Here is a 21,112-nt window from a genome sequence, read left to right as displayed (position 1 = left end):
CCGGCAGTGGGGGCACCCTCAGGCGAAGGCGAGGTTGTGGACGCCCGCCGCGAGGGCGCCGCCGATCAGCGGACCGACCACCGGGACCCAGGCGTAGGTCCAGTCGGAGCCGCCCTTGTTGGGCAGCGGCAGAAGGGCGTGCACGATACGCGGTCCGAGGTCACGGGCCGGGTTGATCGCGTAGCCGGTCGGCCCGCCGAGGGACAGACCGATGGAGACGACCACGAGGGCCGTGATCAGACCGCCCAGCACGCCGAGGCCGTTGCCCTCGTCGTTCAGGCCCTGGGTGAGCACGGCGATGATCAGGACGAAGGTGCCGACGATCTCGGTGGCGAGGTTCTGCACCGCGTTGCGGATCTCCGGGCCGGTGGAGAAGATGCCGAGCACCGGGCTGGCGCCCTTCTCCCGGGCCTCGACCGCCTTGTCACCGGCGGCCGGCACGGCCTTGTCGCCGACGATCTCCTTGTCGGTGAGATGGGCCTGGAACTGGCCGTAGTAGGCCACCCAGACCAGCGCGGCGCCGATCATCGCGCCGAGGAACTCTCCGGCGAAGTAGAACGGGACGTTGCTCCAGTCGCCGTCCTTGATGGCGAGGCTCACGGTCACGGCCGGGTTGAGGTGGGCTCCGGAGAGCGGAGCGGAGATGTACACCGCCGTCATGACGGCGAAGCCCCACCCGAAGGCGATGGCGAGCCAGCCGGCGTTGCGGGCCTTGGAGGCCTTCAGGGTCACGGCGGCACACACACCGCCGCCGAGCAGGATGAGTATGGCGGTACCGATGGTCTCGCCGATGAAGATGTCGGAGCTGGACACCCGCGACTCCTTTGTCCTTCGTCCAGGGAAGCCGACCCCGGGTCCCGTCGGAGGTCGGCGCCCTCACTGGTGAGAGCGATGCCGGCCCTTGTCACACCCTAACGCGTATTGCCGTTAGGTGTTCGACAATGCCGACCGATGGACGGGAGTCTTCTTCGCTCTCACCTGTGCGTCAAGAGTTTGGTTGCCGAAAGTGCGATCGTTATCGGGTGCCCCGAGATGTCGATCTTCGGAATTGATCCATGGGTGTATGTCCGTGCTGTCCGTCACGGAGTGCGACGACGACCGGGACGCCGTACGGCGTCCCGGTCCGGGTCTCGTGATGTGTCCGTTGTGCCGGTGCCGCACGGTGTCCGCGCAGGGGTTCCCCGCCCGCGGGCCCGTGCAGGGGGCCCGCCCGGGGTTTGTGCAGGGGCCGTCCACGGTCCGCACGGTCTGCCGGGTCCGACCGGCGTGCCCGCGCCGGGCTCGGAACCGACGGGCACCCAGGGTCCGTGCCAGGGGGCGTCCGCGGCCCGCACGGTGTCCGCGCAGGGGTTCCCCGCGGGGCCCGCCCGGGGTTTGTGCAGGGGCCGTCCACGGTCCGCACGGTCTGCCGGGTCCGACCGGCGTGCCCGCGCCGGGCTCGGAACCGACGGGCACCCAGGGTCCGTGCCAGGGGGCGTCCGCGGCCCGCACGGTGTCCGCGCAGGGGTTCCCCGCGGGGCCCGCCCGGGGTTTGTGCAGGGGCCGTCCACGGTCCGCACGGTCTGCCGGGTCCGACCGGCGTGCCCGCGCCGGGCTCAGAACCGTTGGGCGCCCAGGTCCCGTGAGACCGAGCGGGCGCAGTCCCGGACCGCCGCGATCAGCTCGGGGCGCAGTTCGCCGTCCTGTTGCAGCCGCTCCACCGCGCCCGTGACGCCGACCGCGCCGACCGGCATGCGCCGCCGGTCGTGGACGGGGGCCGCGATCGAGGCCACGCCCTCCCAGGTCTCCTCGACGTCCGCCGCGTATCCGCGGGCGCGAGTGACGTCGAGGATCCGTTCGAAGGCGTCCGGATCGCACACCGTCCGGTCGGTGAACGTCTTGCGGTCGGCCTCCAGGGCCTCGCTGTGGGCCACCGGGTCGTAGGCCGCCAGCACCTTGCCCAGCGCCGTGGAGTGCAGCGGCTGCATGGCCCCTACCTCCAGGACCTGCCGGCTGTCGTCGGGCCGGAACACGTGGTGCACGATCAGCACGCCCTGCTGGTGCAGTACCCCCAGGTAGACGCTCTCGCCGCTGGAACGGGCCAGGTCGTCCGTCCACACCAGGGCGCGCGCCCGCAGCTCGTGCACGTCGAGATAGGTGGTGCCCAGGCGCAGCAGCTCCGCACCCAGCTGGTAGCGCCCGGAGGCTTCGTCCTGCTCGACGAAGCCCACCTGCTGGAGGGTGCGCAGGATGCCGTGGGCCGTCCCTTTGGCCAGTCCCAGCGACGAGGCGATGTCCGACAGGCCGAGCCGTCGCTCGCCGCCCGCCAGCAGGCGCAGCATCGCTGCCGCCCGTTCGAGCGACTGGATGTTCCGTGCCATCGCCGTGCTGCCTCCGTCCCCTTCGACCGCCGCCTCTCGGCGCTACCCCTGTTCGGCAATGCCGAACACTACCGCTCGATGCCGACCTCTCGCCAACGATCCGCCGTCATCGGCCGGGAACAGTGGTGTCGTCCACCGCGTCACCCGTATGCGGGGCACCGGGGCCCGGCCATCATGGTCCGGCTTGTGGACGGCCCGAACACCGGGGCGCGGTCCCCGATACCCTGGCGACGTGCCCCTGCCCGGGAAACTCCATCAGGGATTGTTCCCGGCAGCCGCAAAGCCGACAGCCGTCGCACTTGAGGGAGCCCTTTACATGGCCTCGTTGCCGCTGACCCCTTCCCCCGACAGCCGGACCCGCGTGTCCGCGCTCCGAGAGGCCCTCGCCACGCGCGTGGTGGTCGCCGACGGGGCGATGGGCACCATGCTCCAGGCACAGGACCCCACCCTCGAGGACTTCGAGAACCTCGAGGGCTGCAACGAGATCCTGAACCTGACACGCCCGGACATCGTCCGCTCGGTCCACTCGGAGTACTTCGACGCCGGCGTCGACTGCGTCGAGACCAACACGTTCGGCGCCAACCACAGTGCCGCCTCCGAGTACGACATCGCCGACCGGGTGCACGAGCTCTCCGAGGCCGGCGCCCGCATCGCCCGCGAGGTCGCCGACGAGCACGCCGCGCGCGACGGCCGCACTCGCTGGGTGCTCGGCTCGATCGGCCCCGGCACCAAGCTGCCGACCCTCGGCCACATCGGCTACGGCACGATCCGTGACGGCTTCCAGGCCAACGCCGAGGGACTGCTCGCGGGCGGCGCCGACGCGCTGATCGTCGAGACCACCCAGGACCTTCTCCAGACCAAGGCCTCCATCCTCGGCTCCCGCCGTGCCATGGAGGCGACCGGCGTCGACGTGCCGCTGCTGGCCTCCATGGCCTTCGAGACCACCGGCACCATGCTCCTCGGCTCCGAGATCGGCGCCGCGCTCACCGCGCTGGAACCGCTGGGCATCGACATGATCGGCCTGAACTGCTCCACGGGACCCGCCGAGATGAGTGAGCACCTGCGTCATCTCGCGCGGCACTCCCGCATCCCGCTGCTGTGCATGCCCAACGCGGGCCTGCCGGTCCTCACCAAGGACGGCGCCCACTTCCCGCTCGGCCCCGAGGGCCTGGCCGACGCCCAGGAGACGTTCGTCCGCGACTACGGACTGTCCCTGGTCGGCGGCTGCTGCGGCACCACCCCCGAACACCTGCGCCAGGTCGTCGAGCGTGTCCGTGGCCTCACTCCCGTCGAGCGCGACCCGCGCCCGGAACCGGGCGCCGCCTCCCTCTACCAGAGCGTGCCCTTCCGCCAGGACACCTCCTACCTCGCGATCGGTGAGCGCACCAACGCCAACGGGTCCAGGAAGTTCCGCGAGGCCATGCTCGAGGGCCGCTGGGACGACTGCGTGGAACTGGCCCGCGAGCAGATCCGCGAGGGCGCGCACATGCTCGACCTGTGCGTCGACTACGTCGGCCGCGACGGCGTCGCCGACATGGAGGAACTGGCCGGCCGGTTCGCCACCGCCTCCACCCTGCCGATCGTGCTCGACTCCACCGAGGTCCCCGTCCTGCGGGCCGGCCTGGAAAAGCTCGGCGGCCGGGCGGTCCTCAACTCGGTGAACTACGAGGACGGCGACGGCCCCGAGTCCCGCTTCGCGCGCGTCGCGCAGCTGGCCCAGGAGCACGGAGCGGCGCTGATCGCGCTGACCATCGACGAGGTGGGCCAGGCCCGCACCGCCGAGAAGAAGGTCGAGATCGCCGAACGCCTGATCGACGACCTGACCGGCAACTGGGGCATCCACGAGGAGGACATCCTCATCGACTGCCTCACCTTCACCATCTGCACCGGCCAGGAGGAGTCCCGCAAGGACGGCGTCGCCACCATCGAGGGCATCCGCGAGCTGAAGCGCCGCCACCCCAAGGTGCAGACCACCCTGGGACTGTCGAACATCTCCTTCGGCCTCAACCCGGCCGCCCGCATCCTGCTCAACTCCGTCTTCCTCGACGAATGCGTCAAGGCGGGCCTGGACTCGGCGATCGTGCACGCGTCGAAGATCCTGCCCATCGCCCGCTTCAGCGAGGAGGAGGTCACCACCGCCCTCGATCTGATCCACGACCGGCGCCGCGAGGGCTACGACCCGCTGCAGAAACTGATGCAGCTCTTCGAGGGCGCCACCGCCAAGTCCCTGAAGGCCGGCAAGGCCGAGGAGCTGGCCGCGCTGCCTCTGGACGAGCGCCTCAAGCGGCGGATCATCGACGGCGAGCGCAACGGCCTGGAGACCGACCTCGACCAGGCGCTCGAGACCCGCAAGGCCCTCGACATCGTCAACGACACCCTGCTGGACGGCATGAAGGTGGTCGGCGAGCTGTTCGGCTCCGGTCAGATGCAGCTCCCGTTCGTCCTCCAGTCCGCCGAGGTGATGAAGAACGCGGTCGCCCACCTCGAACCGCACATGGAGAAGGTCGAGGACGGTGAGGACGTGGGCAAGGGCACCATCGTGCTCGCCACCGTCCGCGGCGACGTGCACGACATCGGCAAGAACCTGGTCGACATCATCCTGTCGAACAACGGCTACAACGTGGTCAACCTCGGCATCAAGCAGCCCGTCTCGGCCATCCTGGAGGCCGCGGACGAGCACCGGGCCGACGTCATCGGCATGTCCGGACTGCTGGTCAAGTCCACGGTGATCATGAAGGAGAACCTGGAGGAGCTCAACCAGCGCGGCATGGCCGCCGACTACCCGGTGATCCTCGGCGGCGCCGCGCTGACCCGCGCCTACGTCGAGCAGGACCTGCACGAGATCTACCAGGGCGAGGTCCGCTACGCCCGTGACGCCTTCGAGGGCCTGCGTCTGATGGACGCCCTCATCGGCATCAAGCGCGGAGTGCCCGGCGCGCAGCTGCCCGAACTGAGGCAGCGCCGGGTCCGCGCGGCCACCGTGGAGATCGACGAGCGCCCCGAGGCCGGTCACGTCCGCTCGGACGTCGCCGTCGACAACCCGGTCCCCGAGCCCCCGTTCCGGGGCACCCGGGTGATCAAGGGCATCCAGCTCAAGGAGTACGCGTCCTGGCTCGACGAGGGCGCCCTGTTCAAGGGGCAGTGGGGCCTGAAGCAGGCCCGCGCCGGCGACGGACCGACGTACGAGGAGCTCGCGGAGACCGAGGGACGGCCCAGGCTGCGCGGCCTGCTGGACCGGCTCCAGACGGACAACCTGCTCGAGGCGGCCGTGGTGTACGGCTACTTCCCGTGCGTCTCCAAGGACGACGACCTGATCGTCCTGGACGAGGCCGGCAACGAACGCACCCGCTTCACCTTCCCGCGCCAGCGCCGCGGACGACGCCTGTGCCTGGCCGACTTCTTCCGCCCGGAGGAGTCCGGCGAGACCGATGTCGTCGGCTTCCAGATCGTCACGGTCGGCTCCCGCATCGGCGAGGAGACCGCGCGGATGTTCGAGGCCAACGCCTACCGCGACTACCTCGAACTGCACGGACTGTCCGTGCAGCTGGCCGAGGCACTCGCCGAGTACTGGCACGCGCGCGTGCGCTCCGAACTCGGCTTCTCCGGTGAGGATCCGGCCGTGATGGAGGACATGTTCGCCCTGAAGTACCGGGGCGCCCGCTTCTCCCTCGGCTACGGCGCCTGTCCCGACCTGGAGGACCGCGCCAAGATCGCCGAGATGCTCCGGCCGGAGCGCATCGGCGTCCACCTGTCCGAGGAGTTCCAGCTGCACCCCGAGCAGTCCACGGACGCCATCGTGATCCACCACCCGGAGGCCAAGTACTTCAACGCCCGCTGACCCCGCCAGGGGCCCGCCCGTCACCAGAAGCGGTTGCCCCGGGCACGACGTACACTGGTCGGTCCACCGCAGGCCGGTTCCCTTTGTGGGAACCGGCCTGATCGTCCCCTTGACGGAGGTATGTGGATGACCAGTACGGTTCCCGCGCTCGACGCCCTTCACCGGAGTCCGCGGCCCGCCCGGGCGGGGGAGTCCCGCCCGGCCGGAGGATCCACCCTTCAGGCCGTATTCCTGGACATGGACGGCACCCTGGTCGACACCGAGGGCTTCTGGTGGGACGTCGAGGTCGAGGTGTTCGCCTCCCTCGGCCACATCCTCGACGACTCCTGGCGCCACGTCGTGGTCGGCGGCCCCATGACCCGCAGCGCGGGCTTCCTCATCGAGGCGACCGGGGCCGGCATCCCCCTCGCCGAACTGACGGTGCTGCTCAACGGCGGTTTCGAGGACCGTATCGCCGACACCCTGCCGCTCATGCCCGGCGCCGCCCGCCTGCTGGCCGAGCTGTCCGAGAACGGCATCCCCACGGCCCTGGTCTCCGCCTCGCACCGGCGCATCATCGACCGGGTGCTCACCTCGCTGGGCCCTCAGCACTTCGCGCTGTCGGTCGCCGGTGACGAGGTCCCGCGCACCAAGCCGCACCCCGACCCGTATCTGGCCGCCGCCGCCGGACTCGGTGTGGACCCCCTGCGGTGCGCCGTCGTCGAGGACACGGCGATCGGTGTCGCTTCCGCCGAGGCCGCGGGGTGCCACGTCGTGGCGGTGCCCTCGGTGGCCCCGATCGAGGCGGCCGCCCGGCGGACCGTCGTCCCCTCGCTGGAAGCCGTCGACCTGACTTTTCTGCACGGCCTGATCACGGAAATGCGCTAGGTGTTCACCGAGCGTAGGTCGGCGTACGGGACTGGAATTCCGGGAGTCCGCACCCGGCGGTCCCAGCGGGTGTCCGAAGGAATTCGGACCGCTACCGAACGTTGAATTCCGTCCCCTCGGGCCGGATTTCACCTGTGATGTTCACCACTCCTAGAGGGCTCGACGGAGGGGTCGGCATGTGATGTCCGCCCCTTTTCGACGGGCCCCCGCGTTCCCTTGTGTCCCGATTGGTGGATCACTGCACCAATCCTGCCGCACCGGCGTTTGTCGGTGCGTTCACACCCGGTTCCACTGCGTGATGGAGGCTCAACTTCGGCGGCTGCGGCCCTTCCCGCGAGTCCGGACTAATCTCATCGCGAGAACCTCGCCCCATCCCCGTGATCGGTAGCAACACCCCTGGATGCCGCATACACGGAGTCGACAGCTCTGGAGAAACTCGAGCATGAACCGCAAGACTTTGGTGCTGGCGGCCGCGATCGGTCTGCTCGCGCCGGTACTCGCCGGCTGTGGCGATACCGAGGGCGGGAGCGGCGACGGCGACGCGATCGTCATCGGCACCACGGACCGGTTCACCGTTTCGAAGGACGACCCCGCGCCGGTCGACCCGGCGTTCGCCTATGACGTCGGTACCTGGAACATCCTGCGCCAGACCGTGCAGACACTGCTGATCCAGCCGCGCGGTGACGGCGCGCCGGTGCCCGAGGCGGCCGAGAGCTGCGGTTTCACCGACTCCGGCAACGAGCGGTACAGCTGCACCCTGCGCGAAGGCCTGAAGTTCTCGAACGGTGACCCCATCACCGCGGCCGATGTGAAGTACTCCATCGACCGTGCCCTGGCGATCGAGGCCGACAGTGGTGTCTTCGCGCTGCTGTCCACCATCGACACCGTCGAGACGCAGGGCGACCGCGAGGTGATCTTCCACCTCAAGTCGGCGGACGCCACCTTCCCGTACAAGCTGTCCACCCCGGTCGCGGGCATCCTCCCCGAGGGCTCCTACGACAAGGACAAGCTGCGCGCCGGGTTCGACATCGACGGCTCCGGGCCGTACAAGTTCGAGCCCGAGGTCGAGGACGGCGAGCTGGTGCGCGCCACCTACGTCAAGAACCCCTCCTACAAGGGGTCCCTGAAGGTCGGCCACGACAAGATCGAGATGCTCTCCTACGAGAGCGCCGAGGCCATGGGCGAGGCGCTCGAGAGCAACGAGATCGACATCATGACCCGAGGCATGTCGCCGGAGCAGATCACGAAGCTCGGCAGCGACTCCGACGACACCGTGGACCTCGTCGAGTCACCGGGTCTGGAGATCCGCTACCTGGTCTTCAACACCGATGCCCCCTCCGTGGAGAACAAGGCCGTCCGCCAGGCCATGGCCCGGGTCATCAACCGCAGCGAGCTGGTCGCCAAGGTCTACGGCTCCCAGGCCGAGCCGCTGTACTCGCTGGTCCCCGCGACCGTCACCGGTCACTCCAACGCGTTCTTCAACCTGTACGGCGACCCCGACGTCTCCAAGGCCCGTGAGCTGCTGGGGAAGGCCGGCATCACCACCCCGGTGAAGATGACGCTGCACTACACGACCGACCACTACGGTCCCGCGACCAAGGCGGAGTTCGAGCAGCTCAGCAAGCAGCTCAACGACAGCGGTCTGTTCGACACCGACATCGAGGGCGAGGGCTGGAACACCTTCAAGACGGCCGGCCAGAAGGGCAAGTTCGACGTCTACGGCATGGGCTGGTTCCCCGACTACCCGGACGCCGACAACTTCCTCGACCCGTTCCTGGGCGAGGACAACTTCCTCAAGTCGCCGTACGCCAACACCGAGATCCGCAAGAAGCTGATCCCTGAGACCCGCCGTCAGGCCGACCGGCTGTCCGCCGTCAACAGCCTGAACGCGATCCAGAACATCGTTGCCGAGGAGGTGCCCGTGCTGCCGCTGTGGCAGGGCAAGCAGTACGTCGCCGCGCACGACAGCGTCACCGGTACCGCATACCTGCTCAACTCCTCCTCCACGCTCCAGCTGTGGGAGCTGGGCCGTGGCGTGGGCGGCTGACACGGCGGGCCCGGACCGGGCCCGCATACGCCGAGGGCGCCTCCCGACTTTCGGGAGGCGCCCTCGGCGTATGCGCGTGCGGCGCGTGAGCGGCGCCGGGTGAGCGGGCGGGCGCTACTGCGCTCCCGGGCGCACCAGGCCGCTCTCGTACGCGTACACCGCGGCCTGCACCCGGTCGCGCAGCCCGAGCTTCGTCAGGACATGACCGACGTGCGTCTTCACCGTCGTCTCGCTGACGAACAGGTCCGCGGCGATCTCCGCGTTGGACAGCCCCCGTGCCACCAGCTTCAGCACCTCGACCTCCCGGTCGGTCAGCGTGTGCAGTGTGTCCGGCACCGGCTCGTCACCGGACGGCAGATGCGTGGCGTACTTGTCCAGCAGCCGGCGCGTGACGCTCGGGGCGAGCAGCGCCTCACCGGCGGCCACCACCCGGATCGCCTGTACCAGCTCATGGGCCGGGGCGTCCTTCAGCAGGAAGCCGCTGGCGCCCGCGCGCAGCGCCTCCACCACGTACTCGTCGAGATCGAACGTGGTCAGCACCAGGACCTTCGCCGGGCCGTCCCGCTCGGGGCCGGTGATCTGCCGGGTCGCTTCCACGCCGTCCATCCGCGGCATGCGGATGTCCATCAGCACCACGTCGGGCTGCAGCGCCCGCACCTGGTCCTGGGCCTGGAGGCCGTCCCCGGCCTCGCCGACGACCGCGATGTCCTGCTCGGCCTCCAGGATCATCCGGAAGCCGGTGCGCAGCAGCGGCTGGTCGTCGACCAGTAGGACGCGGATGGCCACGTAAGTCTCCTTCGCTAGTCCGCCCCCATTGTGCCCTGCGCCCTCCGTCCCGCCGGAGTCCGGGGCACCTCACACCGCGTCGGACCCGGCGGTCCTTACCGGCAGCGGATAGGGCGGGGGAGTGCCGCCGAACTCCGGGCAGTGCGCCTGGTGGTCGCACCAGCCGCACAGCTTGGTGGGGCGCGGCCGCCAGTCACCCGTCTCCGTGGCCTCTCGGATGGCCTCCCACAACGCCAGCAGCTTGCGCTCGACGCGCTCCAGGTCGGCGCGGACGGGGTCGTACGTCACGACATCGCCGCTGCCCAGGTACACGAGCTGCAGCCGGCGCGGAATCACCCGCTTCAGCCGCCACACCACCAGGGCGTAGAACTTCATCTGGAACAGCGCGCCCTCCGCGTACTCCGGCCGCGGCGCCTTGCCCGTCTTGTAGTCGACGATCCGTACCTCGCCGGTGGGCGCCACATCCACCCGGTCGATGATCCCGCGCAGCCGCAGCCCGGAATCCAGCTCGGCCTCCACGAACAGCTCCCGCTCGGCGGGCTCCAGCCGGCTCGGATCCTCCAGGCCGAACCAGCGCTCCACCAGCTGCTCCGCCTCCGCCAGCCAGCGCGCCAGCCGCTCGCCCTCCGGATCCTCGGTGAACAGCTCCATGACCTCCGGCCGGGACTCCCGCAGCCGGTCCCACTGCCCCGGTACCAGTGCCTTCGCCCGCGGCGCGGTGCGCTCGGCGGCCGGGACGTCGAACAGGCGCTCCAGTACCGCGTGCACCAGCGTGCCCCGCGTCGCCGCCTCGCTCGGCTTCTCCGGCAGCCGGTCGATGACCCGGAACCGGTACAGCAGCGGACACTGCATGAAGTCATTGGCCCGCGAGGGGGACAGCGAGGCGGGCGGCGCGGCGGGCCGCGCCGCGGCCGCCCCGGCAGTCTCCCCGCGCCCAGCCGTCTCTCCGTCAGTGACCGGCGCGTCCGCCGCCACGACCGGCGTGCTGTCGGACCGCCCCGCGGCCCCGGTGCTCGTCTCCATGTCTCCAGACCTTACGACCCGGCGCCGACAGTGACCGCACACAGCGGGGTGACCGAAGGGAAAGAAGGGGAAGGAGAGGGAGGGCAGGCGCGGTGACGGAGGGGAACGGAGAGGGGTTGGGAACTGCTGGTCTTTGTCTGTGTGTGAGTGTGCTCTGGCGTGAATGAGTGAGTACGGGGGTGGGGTCGGAAGGCTCTGTATCCGGGGTGGGAACGGAAGTCTGCCTGTCGAATGCGTGACCTCTGGCAGGTGGTCGTCGTTGGGTGAGGCGGGTGGGTCTTCACAGCTGATCGGGGGTGCGGGGTGGGTGGTCTGCGAAAGCTTGCGGCACCGTTCATCGCACCGGGCCCGTCGGGTGTGGCCATCCGTACCCGGCTCACGCAGCTCACCGTCGTGGACGTGGAGGTGCTGCGGCAGGTGGGCGCTCATCTGGGCACCCTCGCCTCCCGAGACCTGAGGGCGCGCTGCCGTGACGGCCTGGACCACGACGCCGGAGCGTGGGCGGTGCGCAAGCGTGAGCTGACCCCTCGGTCGTCGGCCCGGTGGGCGGGTGCGATCACCAAAGCCACGCACGACCAGTGGGCGCTGGCCCGCCGCAGCGCCCGCGCCCACATCCAGTCCCTGGAGACGGGGGTGCGGACCCTGCGGCACCGGCTGTCACTGCCCGTCGGGCAGAAGGGGTCCAAGCGCGCACCAGGTGGGTACCGCAGCCGGCGGGAGTGGTTCCACAAGTCCCGCCGCCTGGCCATCCTGGAGCACCGCTTCGAGGAGGTCCGCGCCGAGCGGGAAGCCGGAAAAGTCTCCGTGGTGCGGGGCGGGCGACGCCTGCTGCACCAGCGCCACCACCTCACCGACGCGCACAGGACCGAAGAGCGGTGGCGTCGGGAGTGGCAGGCGGCACGCCGGTTTTTGACCGCCGACGGTGAATCCGGCAAGCGGCACGGGAACGAGACCATCCGCATCAGCCCCGACGGTGAGGTCAGTATCAGACTCCCCGCCCCGCTCAGTCATCTGGCCAATGCCCCGCACGGCCGGTACGTCCTCACCGGCCGGGTCCGGTTCGCGCACCGCGGGCAGGAATGGGCCGACCGCGTCGCGGCGAACCGGGCCATCGCCTACCGCATCCACTACGACGTGAGCCGTGGCCGCTGGTATGTGACCGGCTCCTGGCAGAAGCCCGTCACCCGCACGATCCCCCTGGCTGCGGCGCTGGCACAGGGAACGGTCGGGGTCGACATGAACGCCGACCACCTCGCCGCCTGGCGCCTCGACGTCCACGGCAACCCCACCGGACACCCACACCGCTTCATCTACGACCTGACCGGACCCGCCGACCACCGCGACGCCCAGCTCCGCCACGCCCTGACCCGACTGCTGCACTGGGCCCGCACCTGCGGCGTCAAGGCCATTGCCGTCGAAGACCTCGACTTCACCGCCGAGACAACCCGCGAGAAACACGGCGGACGCAAGCGGTTTCGAAAGCTGCTCTCCGGCCTGCCCACCGGCCGGCTCCGCGCCCGCCTGACCTCCATGGCCGACCGGACGGGCATCACCGTCATCGCCGTCGACCCCGCCTACACCAGTAAGTGGGGCGCCCAGCACTGGCAGAAGCCACTGACCAGCACCACCCGTCACACTACCCGGCACGATGCGGCGAGCATCGCGATCGGACGACGCGCCCAGGGGTATCCCATCCGGCGTCGGACGGCACCGCCCCGCACCCACCAGAGCGATGGATGCGGGCATCGGACCGTCCAGGCCGGACCGGATGCCCCCGGGCGTGAGGGACCCCGCCCCCGCCTTCCCGGACCACGGACACGATCCGTGCCGCCGGACGCGGAACGAACGCGGGCGACCAGGACACCCAACACCGTTCGGGGTGCCCGCAGCGAGCAGGAATGGGTCCAGCACTCACTCCTGCTCACCGAATAGGAACGGTGCCGAGGCGAAAGGTGTGGCAACGGCCGCATACCATCGACTCGAGACCCTCCCGTCCGGCAGGCGCGGGAGACGCAGCGACGAGGGGACACCGGTGGACGCAAGCGGCGGACGCGGGCAGCCGTGCTCCGGCAACGACGAGCCGGCCGAGCGCCACGCAGGGCGCCCGGCAGGCGAGCCCACCACGGACGGGGGCCGCTTCGACCCGGCCGAAACCACCCCGAACCCCTCGGACACCCCAAGCCCCTCGGACACCCCGAACCTCTCGAACCCCTCGGACACCCCGAACCCCTCGGACGACCGGTCCGCCGAGCACGCCGCCGACCGCATCCCGCCGACCTTCCAGGACACTCCGCCGAGGACCGGCGGCGCCCCGACGGAAGCCGGGCCCACGCCCCGCAACGGGACGCCCGATCAGCCCTCCACCCCGGCGACCTCGCAGGAGCCGGACGGGACCACCGGGGCCCGTGACCCGAGGACCCCGCACGGAACCGACCCCACCGGAACCGACACCCCGTCCGGTACCCGTGCGACCGGTCCCCCGCCCGAGGAGACCCCCGCCGGCCACCGGCCCCCGCCCCCCGAGCCGGACCCACCGCACCAGCTCCACCACCACCCCGACCGCCCTCTCACCCACTCGGCACCCGGCAAGGAACCAGCGCCGCAGCGCCCGGCGGAACAGCAGCGCGGCGGACTGTTGATGGGACGCCCTTTCGGCGTGCCCGTCTACGTCGCGCCCAGCTGGTTCCTCGTCGCCATCCTCATCACCTGGGTCTTCGGCGGCCAGATCGACCGCGTACTGCCCGAGCTCGGCGCCGCCAGCTACCTGGTCTCACTGTTCTTCGCCGTCGCCTTCTACGCCTCGGTGCTGGTCCACGAACTCGCCCACACACTGGCCGCCCTTCGCTTCAAGCTCCCGGTGCGCCGCATCCAGCTCCAGTTCTTCGGCGGCGTCTCCGAGATCGAGAAGGAGGCCGAGACACCCGGGCGGGAGTTCGTGCTCGCCTTCGTGGGCCCCCTGCTCTCCCTCGTCCTGTCCGGCTTGTTCTACCTCGGACTGCTCGCCGTCGACCCCGGCTCCGTACCCGGCGTCCTGCTGGCCGGCCTGATGATCTCCAACCTCATCGTGGCCGTTTTCAACCTCCTGCCCGGCCTCCCCCTCGACGGCGGACGCATGCTCCGCGCGGTCGTCTGGAAAATCACCGGCAAGCCGATGAGCGGCACCGTCGCCGCCGCCTGGGTGGGCCGCGCCCTCGCCATCTCCGTCCTGGTCGGCCTCCCCCTGCTCACCCAGTCCGGAGTTCTCGGCTCCGACGCCGCGGACGGCGTCGGCATGGACACCGTCCTCGACGCCCTGCTCGCCGCCATCCTCGCGGCGATCATCTGGACCGGCGCCGGAAACAGCCTGCGCATGGCCCGCCTGCGCGAGCACCTGCCGGAACTGCGCGCCCGCGCCCTGACACGCCGCGCGGTGCCCGTCGAGACCGACACCCCCCTCTCCGAGGCGCTGCGCCGCGCCAACGCCGCCGGAGCCCGCGCACTCGTCGTCGTCGACCCCGACGGCACCCCGCTGTCCCTGGTGCGCGAGGCAGCCATCGTCGGCGTACCCGAACACCGCCGCCCCTGGGTCGCGGTCAGCGGGCTCGCCCAGGACCTCACCGACGGCATGCGCGTCTCCGCCGAGCTCGCGGGGGAGGAACTCCTGGAAGCCCTGCGTGCCGCGCCCGCCACCGAGTACCTGGTCGTCGAGACGACCGGCGAGATCTACGGCGTCCTGTCCGCGGCCGACGTCGAGCGCGCCTTCGTCAAGGCCATGGCACGCCCCGCCTGACGCCTGACGCCTGACGCCTGACGCCTGACGGCCGGCGGGCCCGTCGCCCGCCCGCGGGCCCCGAGTGGTCAGTGGCCCGTGCCGGGACCGGTAGGCTGGTCACATGTCCGAACCGACCGGTGCCGCCCGCCGCCGCGGGCCCTTCAAGGTCGGGGACCAGGTACAGCTGACCGACCCCAAGGGCCGCCACTACACGTTCACGCTCGAGGCCGGGAAGAACTTTCACACCCACAAGGGTTCCTTCCCCCACGACGAGCTGATCGGCGCACCCGAGGGCAGCGTTGTCCGCACCACCGGGAACGTCGCCTACCTCGCGCTGCGCCCCCTGCTCCCCGACTACGTCCTGTCCATGCCCCGCGGGGCAGCCGTCGTCTACCCGAAGGACGCGGGGCAGATCCTCGCCTTCGCCGACATCTTCCCCGGCGCCCGCGTGGTGGAGGCCGGTGTCGGCTCCGGCTCCCTGAGCAGCTTCCTGCTGCGTGCCATCGGCGATCAGGGCATGCTGCACAGCTACGAACGCCGCGAGGACTTCGCCGAGATCGCCCAGGCCAACGTGGAGCGCTACTTCGGCGGCCCGCACCCCGCCTGGCAGCTCACCGTCGGCGACCTTCAGGACAACCTGTCCGACACCGAGGTCGACCGTGTCATCCTCGACATGCTCGCTCCCTGGGAATGCCTGGAGGCAGTCTCCAAGGCGCTCGTCCCCGGCGGCATCCTCTGCTGCTACGTCGCGACCACCACCCAGCTCGCCCGGACCGTCGAGTCCATCCGGGAGATCGGTTCCTTCAACGAGCCGACCGCCTGGGAATCGATGATCCGCAACTGGCACATCGAAGGTCTCGCCGTCCGCCCGGACCACCGCATGATCGGCCACACCGGCTTCCTGCTCACCGCCCGCCGGCTCGCCGACGGCGTGGAGCCCCCCATGCGACGCCGCCGCCCGGCCAAGGGCGCCTACGGCGAGGACTACTCGGGACCCAACGCCGACGCGGGCACCGCACGCTGACACGACCCGCCACCACGACAACGCACGAGCGCCGTGGCGCAGTTCCCCACCCGCACCGGGAACTGCGCCACGGCGCTCTTCTGTTGACGCGACGCGAGGGGCCGGGAGGGGGCCTCCCCGCACCACAACCCCGCACCCCGCCGTTCCCCCGCACTGTGACGTGTGGCACGATGCTGGCCATCCCACCGGCACAGCTCTCACAGGAGACGCTCCTCGTGCAGTCACCCGCCGTCCCGGAGCTCGCGCACACGCACACCCGCCCGATCCACTGGGTCGCCACCGCCACGGCCGTCGCAGGAGTGGTGGCGCTCTCCTCCCTGATGCAGCCCGGAGCCGCGACAGCGGCCCAGCCCCCCGCCCCGGAGACGAAGAGCGCCCCGGCGCACATCGCACCCCCCGACCCGGCGGCCGTCGAGTTCCCGCTCGAATGCGGTCCGGTGAACGTGGTGGTCAAGAAGCACGCGGCCGGTGACCTGGACGGCGACGGCCGGCCCGAGACGGTGGCGGCCGTCCACTGCGACGCCTCCATGGGCACCCCGCCCGACGGCATGTACGTGCTGACCCAGGCCGCCGGAGCCACCACGCCCCGCGTGGTGGCCACCCTCGTCGACCCCGAGGACCGCACCAACGTCGACGACTTCGCCGTACGCGACGGCGAGGTCACCGCGGTGATTCTCGGCTACTCGTCCAACGACGTGCCCCGTTGCTGCCCCGACGTGCGCGAGAGCGTGAAGTGGCACTGGGACAACGGGGTGTTCATCCGGTCCGAGCCCTCCGGCGCCCGGAGCGTGTGAACCCGGCGCGGACGCACGCCGCGCAACTCGGGGCACACACCCCGGCACACGCCCACGCGCGCGCTCCGGAGCACCCGAGAGCGTGTGGAAAACGGACAGGGGCGACGAGCGGTGCCGAACCGGTCACCCGGCGTCCGGCCCGTACACCTCCACGCCGTCCGCCACGCGACGCACGTGGATGCACTCACCCGGACACTCCCTCGCGGAGTCGACCACGTCGGTGAGGATCGGCAACGGCACACGCGTCGTCGCCCCCGTGGCCTGCAACAACTCGTCGTCCGAGCCCTTCACGTACGCCAGCCCGTCGATATCCAGCTCGAACACCTCCGGCGCGTACTGCGCGCAGATGCCGTCGCCGGTACACAGGTCCTGGTCGATCCAGACCTCCAGGGCCACACCCTCGACTCCGGCCTCCTGCTGCACGCTCATCTCTCCTGCCGTCTCCCCGTGTCCCGGTCCCACGCGTCGAACCGAGCGGGAATCCGGCCAGCTCCGACGGGTGTTGAACACATCGACCCTACCTTCGCCGGGATTCCCGCCACCCACGGTGGGTATTCCCCTGGCGTGAGGGAGAGCGCAAGGGTGAAGATCGGACACACCTCGACCGTCTTTGTGATCTAGGGGTTTCAATCGACACCCGCCCAGGTAGGGTCTGGAAGCGTCCAGCTCCCCTTGGAGGAGGTGAGGACCGTGGCAGCCCACGACGACGACATGAACCGCGGCATCCGCCCGGGACGCGGGTCCGAGGACCCGGCCGGGCAGATTGCCTACCTTGAGCAGGAGATCGCCGTCCTGCGCCGCAAGCTCGCCGACTCTCCGCGACACACGAGGATTCTCGAAGAGCGGATCGTCGAGCTGCAGACCAACCTGGCCGGCGTGTCCGCCCAGAACGAACGACTCGCCGGCACGCTCCGCGAGGCCCGTGACCAGATCGTGGCCCTCAAGGAAGAGGTCGACCGGCTCGCACAGCCCCCGGCCGGCTTCGGAGTCTTCCTCACGGCGAACGAGGACGGCACCGCCGACATCTTCACCGGTGGCAGAAAACTCCGGGTGAACGTGAGTCCCGGCGTCGACCTCGACGAGCTCCGGCGTGGCCAGGAAGTGATGCTCAACGAAGCGCTCAACGTGGTCGAGGCCATGAAGTTCGAGCGCGTCGGCGACATCGTCACCCTCAAGGAGATCCTCGAGGACGGCGAACGGGCACTCGTCCTCGGGCACACCGACGAGGAACGCGTGGTCCGGCTCGCCGAGCCCCTGCTGGGCATCACCATCCGCCCCGGCGACGCGCTCCTGCTCGAACCCCGCTCCGGGTACGTCTACGAGGTCGTCCCCAAGAGCGAGGTCGAGGAACTCGTCCTCGAAGAAGTCCCCGACATCGGCTACGAGCAGATCGGCGGCCTCGGCAACCAGATCGAAGCCATCCGCGACGCCGTCGAGCTGCCCTACCTCCACCCGGACCTGTTCAAGGAGCACGAACTGCGTCCGCCCAAGGGTGTCCTGCTCTACGGGCCCCCCGGATGCGGCAAGACGCTCATCGCCAAGGCCGTCGCCAACTCGCTGGCCAAAAAGGTCGCCGAAGTGACCGGCCAGGCCTCCGGTAAGAGCTTCTTCCTCAACATCAAGGGCCCCGAGCTCCTCAACAAGTACGTCGGCGAGACCGAGCGGCAGATCCGCCTGGTCTTCCAGCGGGCCCGGGAGAAGGCCAGCGAGGGCACCCCCGTCATCGTCTTCTTCGACGAGATGGAATCCCTCTTCCGCACCCGTGGCTCCGGCGTCAGCTCCGACGTGGAGAACACGATCGTCCCGCAGCTCCTCGCGGAGATCGACGGCGTGGAGGGCCTGCAGAACGTGGTCGTGATCGGTGCCTCCAACCGTGAGGACATGATCGACCCCGCCATTCTGAGGCCCGGCCGGCTCGACGTGAAGATCAAGATCGAACGTCCGGACGCCGAGGCGGCCAAGGACATCTTCGGCAAGTACCTCACCCCACGCCTCCCGCTGCACAGCGACGACCTCGCCGAGCACGGCGGCGACCGGGGCACAACGGTCCAGAGCATGATCCAGTCCGCTGTGGAACACATGTACGCCGAAACCGAGGAAAACCGCTTCCTGGAAGTCACCTACGCCAACGGAGACAAGGAAGTCCTCTACTTCAAGGACTTCAACTCCGGCGCCATGATCGAGAACATCGTCGGCCGCGCCAAGAAGATGGCGATCAAGGACTTCCTCGAAAAGACCCAGAAGGGCCTCCGCGTCTCCCACCTGCTCCAGGCCTGCGTGGACGAGTTCAAGGAGAACGAGGACCTGCCCAACACCACCAACCCCGACGACTGGGCCCGGATCTCCGGAAAGAAGGGCGAGCGGATCGTTTACATCCGCACCCTCATCACCGGAAAGCAGGGCTCGGACACCGGACGCTCCATCGACACGGTGGCGAACACCGGTCAGTACCTGTAAAAGACAGGGCGGCTGCGGGTTCCCTCGGTGGGTACCCGCAGCCGACTGTTTTCCGCAGCCACCACCGGAACACAGCAATGACGCAAATGATCTCCCCACCAGTGCAAAGGCGTTCTAGGCTCTTCAATACCGCCGAGTCGCACAGTGTGGGGACGGGCACCGCACACGCACCGGAGCGCCGGCGGTACTTGAGCAGCGACCCCGACCGGGGGCGCCGCCAGGCAAGGAGGGCCGCATGACCGTACGGCGAGTAATGGGCATCGAGACGGAGTACGGGATCTCCGTCCCCGGTCACCCCAACGCCAATGCCATGCTCACCTCGTCCCAGATCGTGAACGCCTACGCGGCGGCGATGCACCGGGCCCGCCGGGCCCGCTGGGACTTCGAGGAGGAGAACCCGCTGCGGGACGCGCGAGGCTTCGACCTCGCCCGCGAGGCCGCCGACTCCAGCCAGCTCACCGACGAGGACATCGGCCTCGCCAATGTCATCCTCACCAACGGCGCACGCCTCTACGTCGACCACGCACACCCCGAATACAGCGCCCCCGAGGTCACCAACCCCCGCGACGCCGTCCTCTGGGACAAGGCCGGCGAACGGATCATGGCCGAAGCCGCGGAACGGGCCGCCGCGCTCCCGGGCGCCCAGCCCATCCACCTGTACAAGAACAACACCGACAACAAGGGAGCCTCCTACGGCACCCACGAGAACTACCTGATGAAGCGGGAGACGCCCTTCTCGGACATCGTCCGCCACCTCACCCCGTTCTTCGTCTCGCGCCAGGTCTTCACCGGCGCGGGACGCGTCGGCATCGGCCAGGACGGCCGAGAACACGGCTTCCAGCTCAGCCAGCGCGCGGACTACTTCGAGGTCGAGGTCGGTCTCGAGACCACGCTGAAGCGCCCCATCATCAACACCCGCGACGAACCCCACGCCGACGCCGAGAAGCACCGCCGGCTCCATGTGATCATCGGCGACGCGAACCTGTCCGAGATCTCGACCTACCTGAAGCTCGGCACGACCGCGCTCGTACTGTCGATGATCGAGGACGGCTTCATCGCCGTGGACCTCGCCGTCGACCAGCCCGTACGGACGCTGCACCAGGTCTCGCACGACCCCACCCTGAAGCGGCTGGTCACGCTCCGCAGCGGCCGCACACTCACCGCCGTCCAACTCCAGATGGAGTACTACGAACTCGCCCGCAAATACGTCGAGGAACGGTACGGAGCCGACGCCGACGACCAGACCAAGGATGTCCTGACCCGCTGGGAGGACACCCTCAACCGCCTGGAGAACGACCACATGAGCCTGGCCGGCGAGCTGGACTGGGTCGCCAAGCGGCAGCTCATGGAGGGCTACCGGCGCAGGGACGATCTGGACTGGGACGCCGCCCGGCTGCACCTCGTCGACCTCCAGTACGCCGACGTGCGGCCCGACAAGGGGCTCTACAACCGCCTCGTCGCCCGCGGCAGCATCAAGCGGCTGCTGGACGAGACAGAGGTCGAACGGGCCCGGACGAAGCCGCCCGAGGACACCCGCGCCTACTTCCGCGGACGCTGCCTGGAGCAGTACGCGGACGACGTAGCGGCGGCTTCCTGGGACTCGGTGATCTTCGACCTGCCCGGCAGGGACTCGCTCCAGCGCGTCCCAACCCTGGAACCGCTTCGCGGAACGCGTAATCATGTCAAGGAGCTCCTGGACCGCTGCCGAACGGCAGAAGACCTGGTCAGGGTGTTGTCCGGCAACTGAGCCGGCCCGCACGACCGGGCCGCCGGACAGGGTGGAAAGTCCGGCGAAAGGGAATCATCGAGGTGGCCGCCGTACGTTGTAGGAACTACGGGGCCCATGTCGGATCCTGCTTGTAGGGTCTGATCAAGAACGTCGAACCGAGCGGGGTGAGGGTTATGGCGACCAAGGACACCGGCGGCGGACAGCAGAAGGCGACGCGTTCCACCGAGGAGGTCGAGGAGGCGCCCGAGGCGCAGGCATCCGAAGACCTCAAGGAGCGCCAGGAGCAGCTGAGCGACGACGTGGACGACGTCCTCGATGAAATCGATGACGTGCTCGAGGCTAACGCAGAGGATTTCGTTCGGTCCTTCGTGCAGAAGGGTGGACAGTAGAAATCCCTTTAGATCGAGGGTTGCGGGGGAGCCTGGGTTGGAAAATG

General features: G+C 69.7%; 15 protein-coding genes. 10 read left to right on the top strand and 5 right to left on the bottom strand.

All coding sequences use genetic code 11. The features are described from left to right. Window positions 1-18 precede the first annotated feature (18 nt). Together V4Y04_RS06380 and V4Y04_RS06375 are read right to left on the bottom strand one after the other, a co-directional pair. Window positions 19-813 carry an MIP/aquaporin family protein gene (locus V4Y04_RS06380; protein ID WP_332426311.1) on the bottom strand — a complete coding sequence of 265 codons (795 nt, stop codon included), beginning with the start codon at window positions 811-813 and terminating at the stop codon, window positions 19-21. Between the two features lie 782 nt (window positions 814-1,595). Further along, the gene (locus V4Y04_RS06375) at window positions 1,596-2,360 is read right to left on the bottom strand and encodes an IclR family transcriptional regulator (RefSeq protein WP_332426310.1); all 765 of its coding nucleotides are present in this window, start codon (window positions 2,358-2,360) and stop codon (window positions 1,596-1,598) included. 316 nt (window positions 2,361-2,676) lie between these two features. Here V4Y04_RS06375 and metH point away from each other — a divergent pair, with 316 nt between their 5' ends. The 3 genes from metH (at window position 2,677) to V4Y04_RS06360 (ending at window position 9,112) form a co-directional block, all read left to right on the top strand. Further along, window positions 2,677-6,198, top strand: a complete 3,522-nt coding sequence (gene metH, locus V4Y04_RS06370) for a methionine synthase (protein WP_332426309.1) — start codon at window positions 2,677-2,679, stop codon at window positions 6,196-6,198. 126 nt (window positions 6,199-6,324) lie between these two features. Continuing rightward, window positions 6,325-7,065, top strand: a complete 741-nt coding sequence (locus tag V4Y04_RS06365; RefSeq protein ID WP_332426308.1) for an HAD family hydrolase — start codon at window positions 6,325-6,327, stop codon at window positions 7,063-7,065. 442 nt (window positions 7,066-7,507) lie between these two features. Beyond that, on the top strand, window positions 7,508-9,112 hold the full coding sequence (locus V4Y04_RS06360; RefSeq protein WP_332426307.1) for an ABC transporter substrate-binding protein: 1,605 nt from the start codon (window positions 7,508-7,510) through the stop codon (window positions 9,110-9,112). Window positions 9,113-9,226: 114 nt separating this feature from the next. On the opposite strand, the gene V4Y04_RS06355 is transcribed toward V4Y04_RS06360, so the two are convergent. Further along, window positions 9,227-9,898, bottom strand: a complete 672-nt coding sequence (locus tag V4Y04_RS06355) for a response regulator transcription factor (RefSeq protein ID WP_332426306.1) — start codon at window positions 9,896-9,898, stop codon at window positions 9,227-9,229. Between the two features lie 69 nt (window positions 9,899-9,967). Further along, a complete protein-coding gene (locus V4Y04_RS06350) occupies window positions 9,968-10,921 on the bottom strand; it encodes a RecB family exonuclease (protein ID WP_332426305.1) in 954 nt (317 codons plus the stop codon). A 303-nt stretch (window positions 10,922-11,224) separates the two neighbouring features. On the opposite strand from V4Y04_RS06350, the gene V4Y04_RS06345 reads away from it, so the two are divergent. From V4Y04_RS06345 to V4Y04_RS06330, 4 genes are all read left to right on the top strand, one after another. After that, on the top strand, window positions 11,225-12,853 hold the full coding sequence (locus V4Y04_RS06345) for a transposase (protein WP_332426304.1): 1,629 nt from the start codon (window positions 11,225-11,227) through the stop codon (window positions 12,851-12,853). 100 nt (window positions 12,854-12,953) lie between these two features. Next, the gene (locus V4Y04_RS06340) at window positions 12,954-14,690 is read left to right on the top strand and encodes a site-2 protease family protein (protein ID WP_332426303.1); all 1,737 of its coding nucleotides are present in this window, start codon (window positions 12,954-12,956) and stop codon (window positions 14,688-14,690) included. 103 nt (window positions 14,691-14,793) lie between these two features. Beyond that, window positions 14,794-15,696, top strand: a complete 903-nt coding sequence (locus V4Y04_RS06335) for a tRNA (adenine-N1)-methyltransferase (protein WP_055597854.1) — start codon at window positions 14,794-14,796, stop codon at window positions 15,694-15,696. A gap of 215 nt (window positions 15,697-15,911) precedes the next feature. Beyond that, window positions 15,912-16,490 carry a hypothetical protein gene (locus V4Y04_RS06330; RefSeq protein WP_332426302.1) on the top strand — a complete coding sequence of 193 codons (579 nt, stop codon included), beginning with the start codon at window positions 15,912-15,914 and terminating at the stop codon, window positions 16,488-16,490. 123 nt (window positions 16,491-16,613) lie between these two features. Here V4Y04_RS06330 and V4Y04_RS06325 read toward each other — a convergent pair whose 3' ends face one another. Further along, window positions 16,614-16,919 carry a ferredoxin gene (locus V4Y04_RS06325; RefSeq protein WP_332426301.1) on the bottom strand — a complete coding sequence of 102 codons (306 nt, stop codon included), beginning with the start codon at window positions 16,917-16,919 and terminating at the stop codon, window positions 16,614-16,616. A 261-nt stretch (window positions 16,920-17,180) separates the two neighbouring features. Between V4Y04_RS06325 and arc the strand changes: the two genes are divergently transcribed. The 3 genes from arc to V4Y04_RS06310 all read left to right on the top strand — a co-directional run bounded on the left by arc (window position 17,181) and on the right by V4Y04_RS06310 (window position 21,065). Then, entirely contained in the window at window positions 17,181-18,947 is a 1,767-nt protein-coding gene (arc, locus tag V4Y04_RS06320; protein WP_332426300.1) for a proteasome ATPase, read from the top strand. Window positions 18,948-19,182: 235 nt separating this feature from the next. Continuing rightward, on the top strand, window positions 19,183-20,694 hold the full coding sequence (gene dop / locus V4Y04_RS06315) for a depupylase/deamidase Dop (protein WP_443079958.1): 1,512 nt from the start codon (window positions 19,183-19,185) through the stop codon (window positions 20,692-20,694). A 155-nt stretch (window positions 20,695-20,849) separates the two neighbouring features. After that, window positions 20,850-21,065: a ubiquitin-like protein Pup gene (locus V4Y04_RS06310; protein ID WP_055571807.1), complete on the top strand. Its 216-nt coding sequence runs from the start codon at window positions 20,850-20,852 to the stop codon at window positions 21,063-21,065. The last annotated feature ends 47 nt before the right edge of the window (window positions 21,066-21,112 follow it).

This window comes from Streptomyces sp. P9-A2 (assembly GCF_036634175.1).
In the GTDB taxonomy this organism is placed as follows: Bacteria; Actinomycetota; Actinomycetes; order Streptomycetales; family Streptomycetaceae; genus Streptomyces; species Streptomyces pratens.
This window is presented reverse-complemented; position numbering and strand designations above follow the sequence as displayed.

What these genes read in the sequence shown, in the direction of transcription:
- V4Y04_RS06365 (WP_332426308.1), top strand. Translation starts at nt 6,325, where the DNA reads ATGACCAGTACGGTTCCCGCGCTCGACGCCCTTCACCGGAGTCCGCGG.
- metH (WP_332426309.1), top strand. Translation starts at nt 2,677, where the DNA reads ATGGCCTCGTTGCCGCTGACCCCTTCCCCCGACAGCCGGACCCGCGTG.
- V4Y04_RS06350 (WP_332426305.1), bottom strand. Translation starts at nt 10,921, where the DNA reads ATGGAGACGAGCACCGGGGCCGCGGGGCGGTCCGACAGCACGCCGGTC.
- V4Y04_RS06325 (WP_332426301.1), bottom strand. Translation starts at nt 16,919, where the DNA reads ATGAGCGTGCAGCAGGAGGCCGGAGTCGAGGGTGTGGCCCTGGAGGTC.
- V4Y04_RS06335 (WP_055597854.1), top strand. Translation starts at nt 14,794, where the DNA reads ATGTCCGAACCGACCGGTGCCGCCCGCCGCCGCGGGCCCTTCAAGGTC.
- dop (WP_443079958.1), top strand. Translation starts at nt 19,183, where the DNA reads ATGACCGTACGGCGAGTAATGGGCATCGAGACGGAGTACGGGATCTCC.
- V4Y04_RS06360 (WP_332426307.1), top strand. Translation starts at nt 7,508, where the DNA reads ATGAACCGCAAGACTTTGGTGCTGGCGGCCGCGATCGGTCTGCTCGCG.
- V4Y04_RS06310 (WP_055571807.1), top strand. Translation starts at nt 20,850, where the DNA reads ATGGCGACCAAGGACACCGGCGGCGGACAGCAGAAGGCGACGCGTTCC.
- V4Y04_RS06375 (WP_332426310.1), bottom strand. Translation starts at nt 2,360, where the DNA reads ATGGCACGGAACATCCAGTCGCTCGAACGGGCGGCAGCGATGCTGCGC.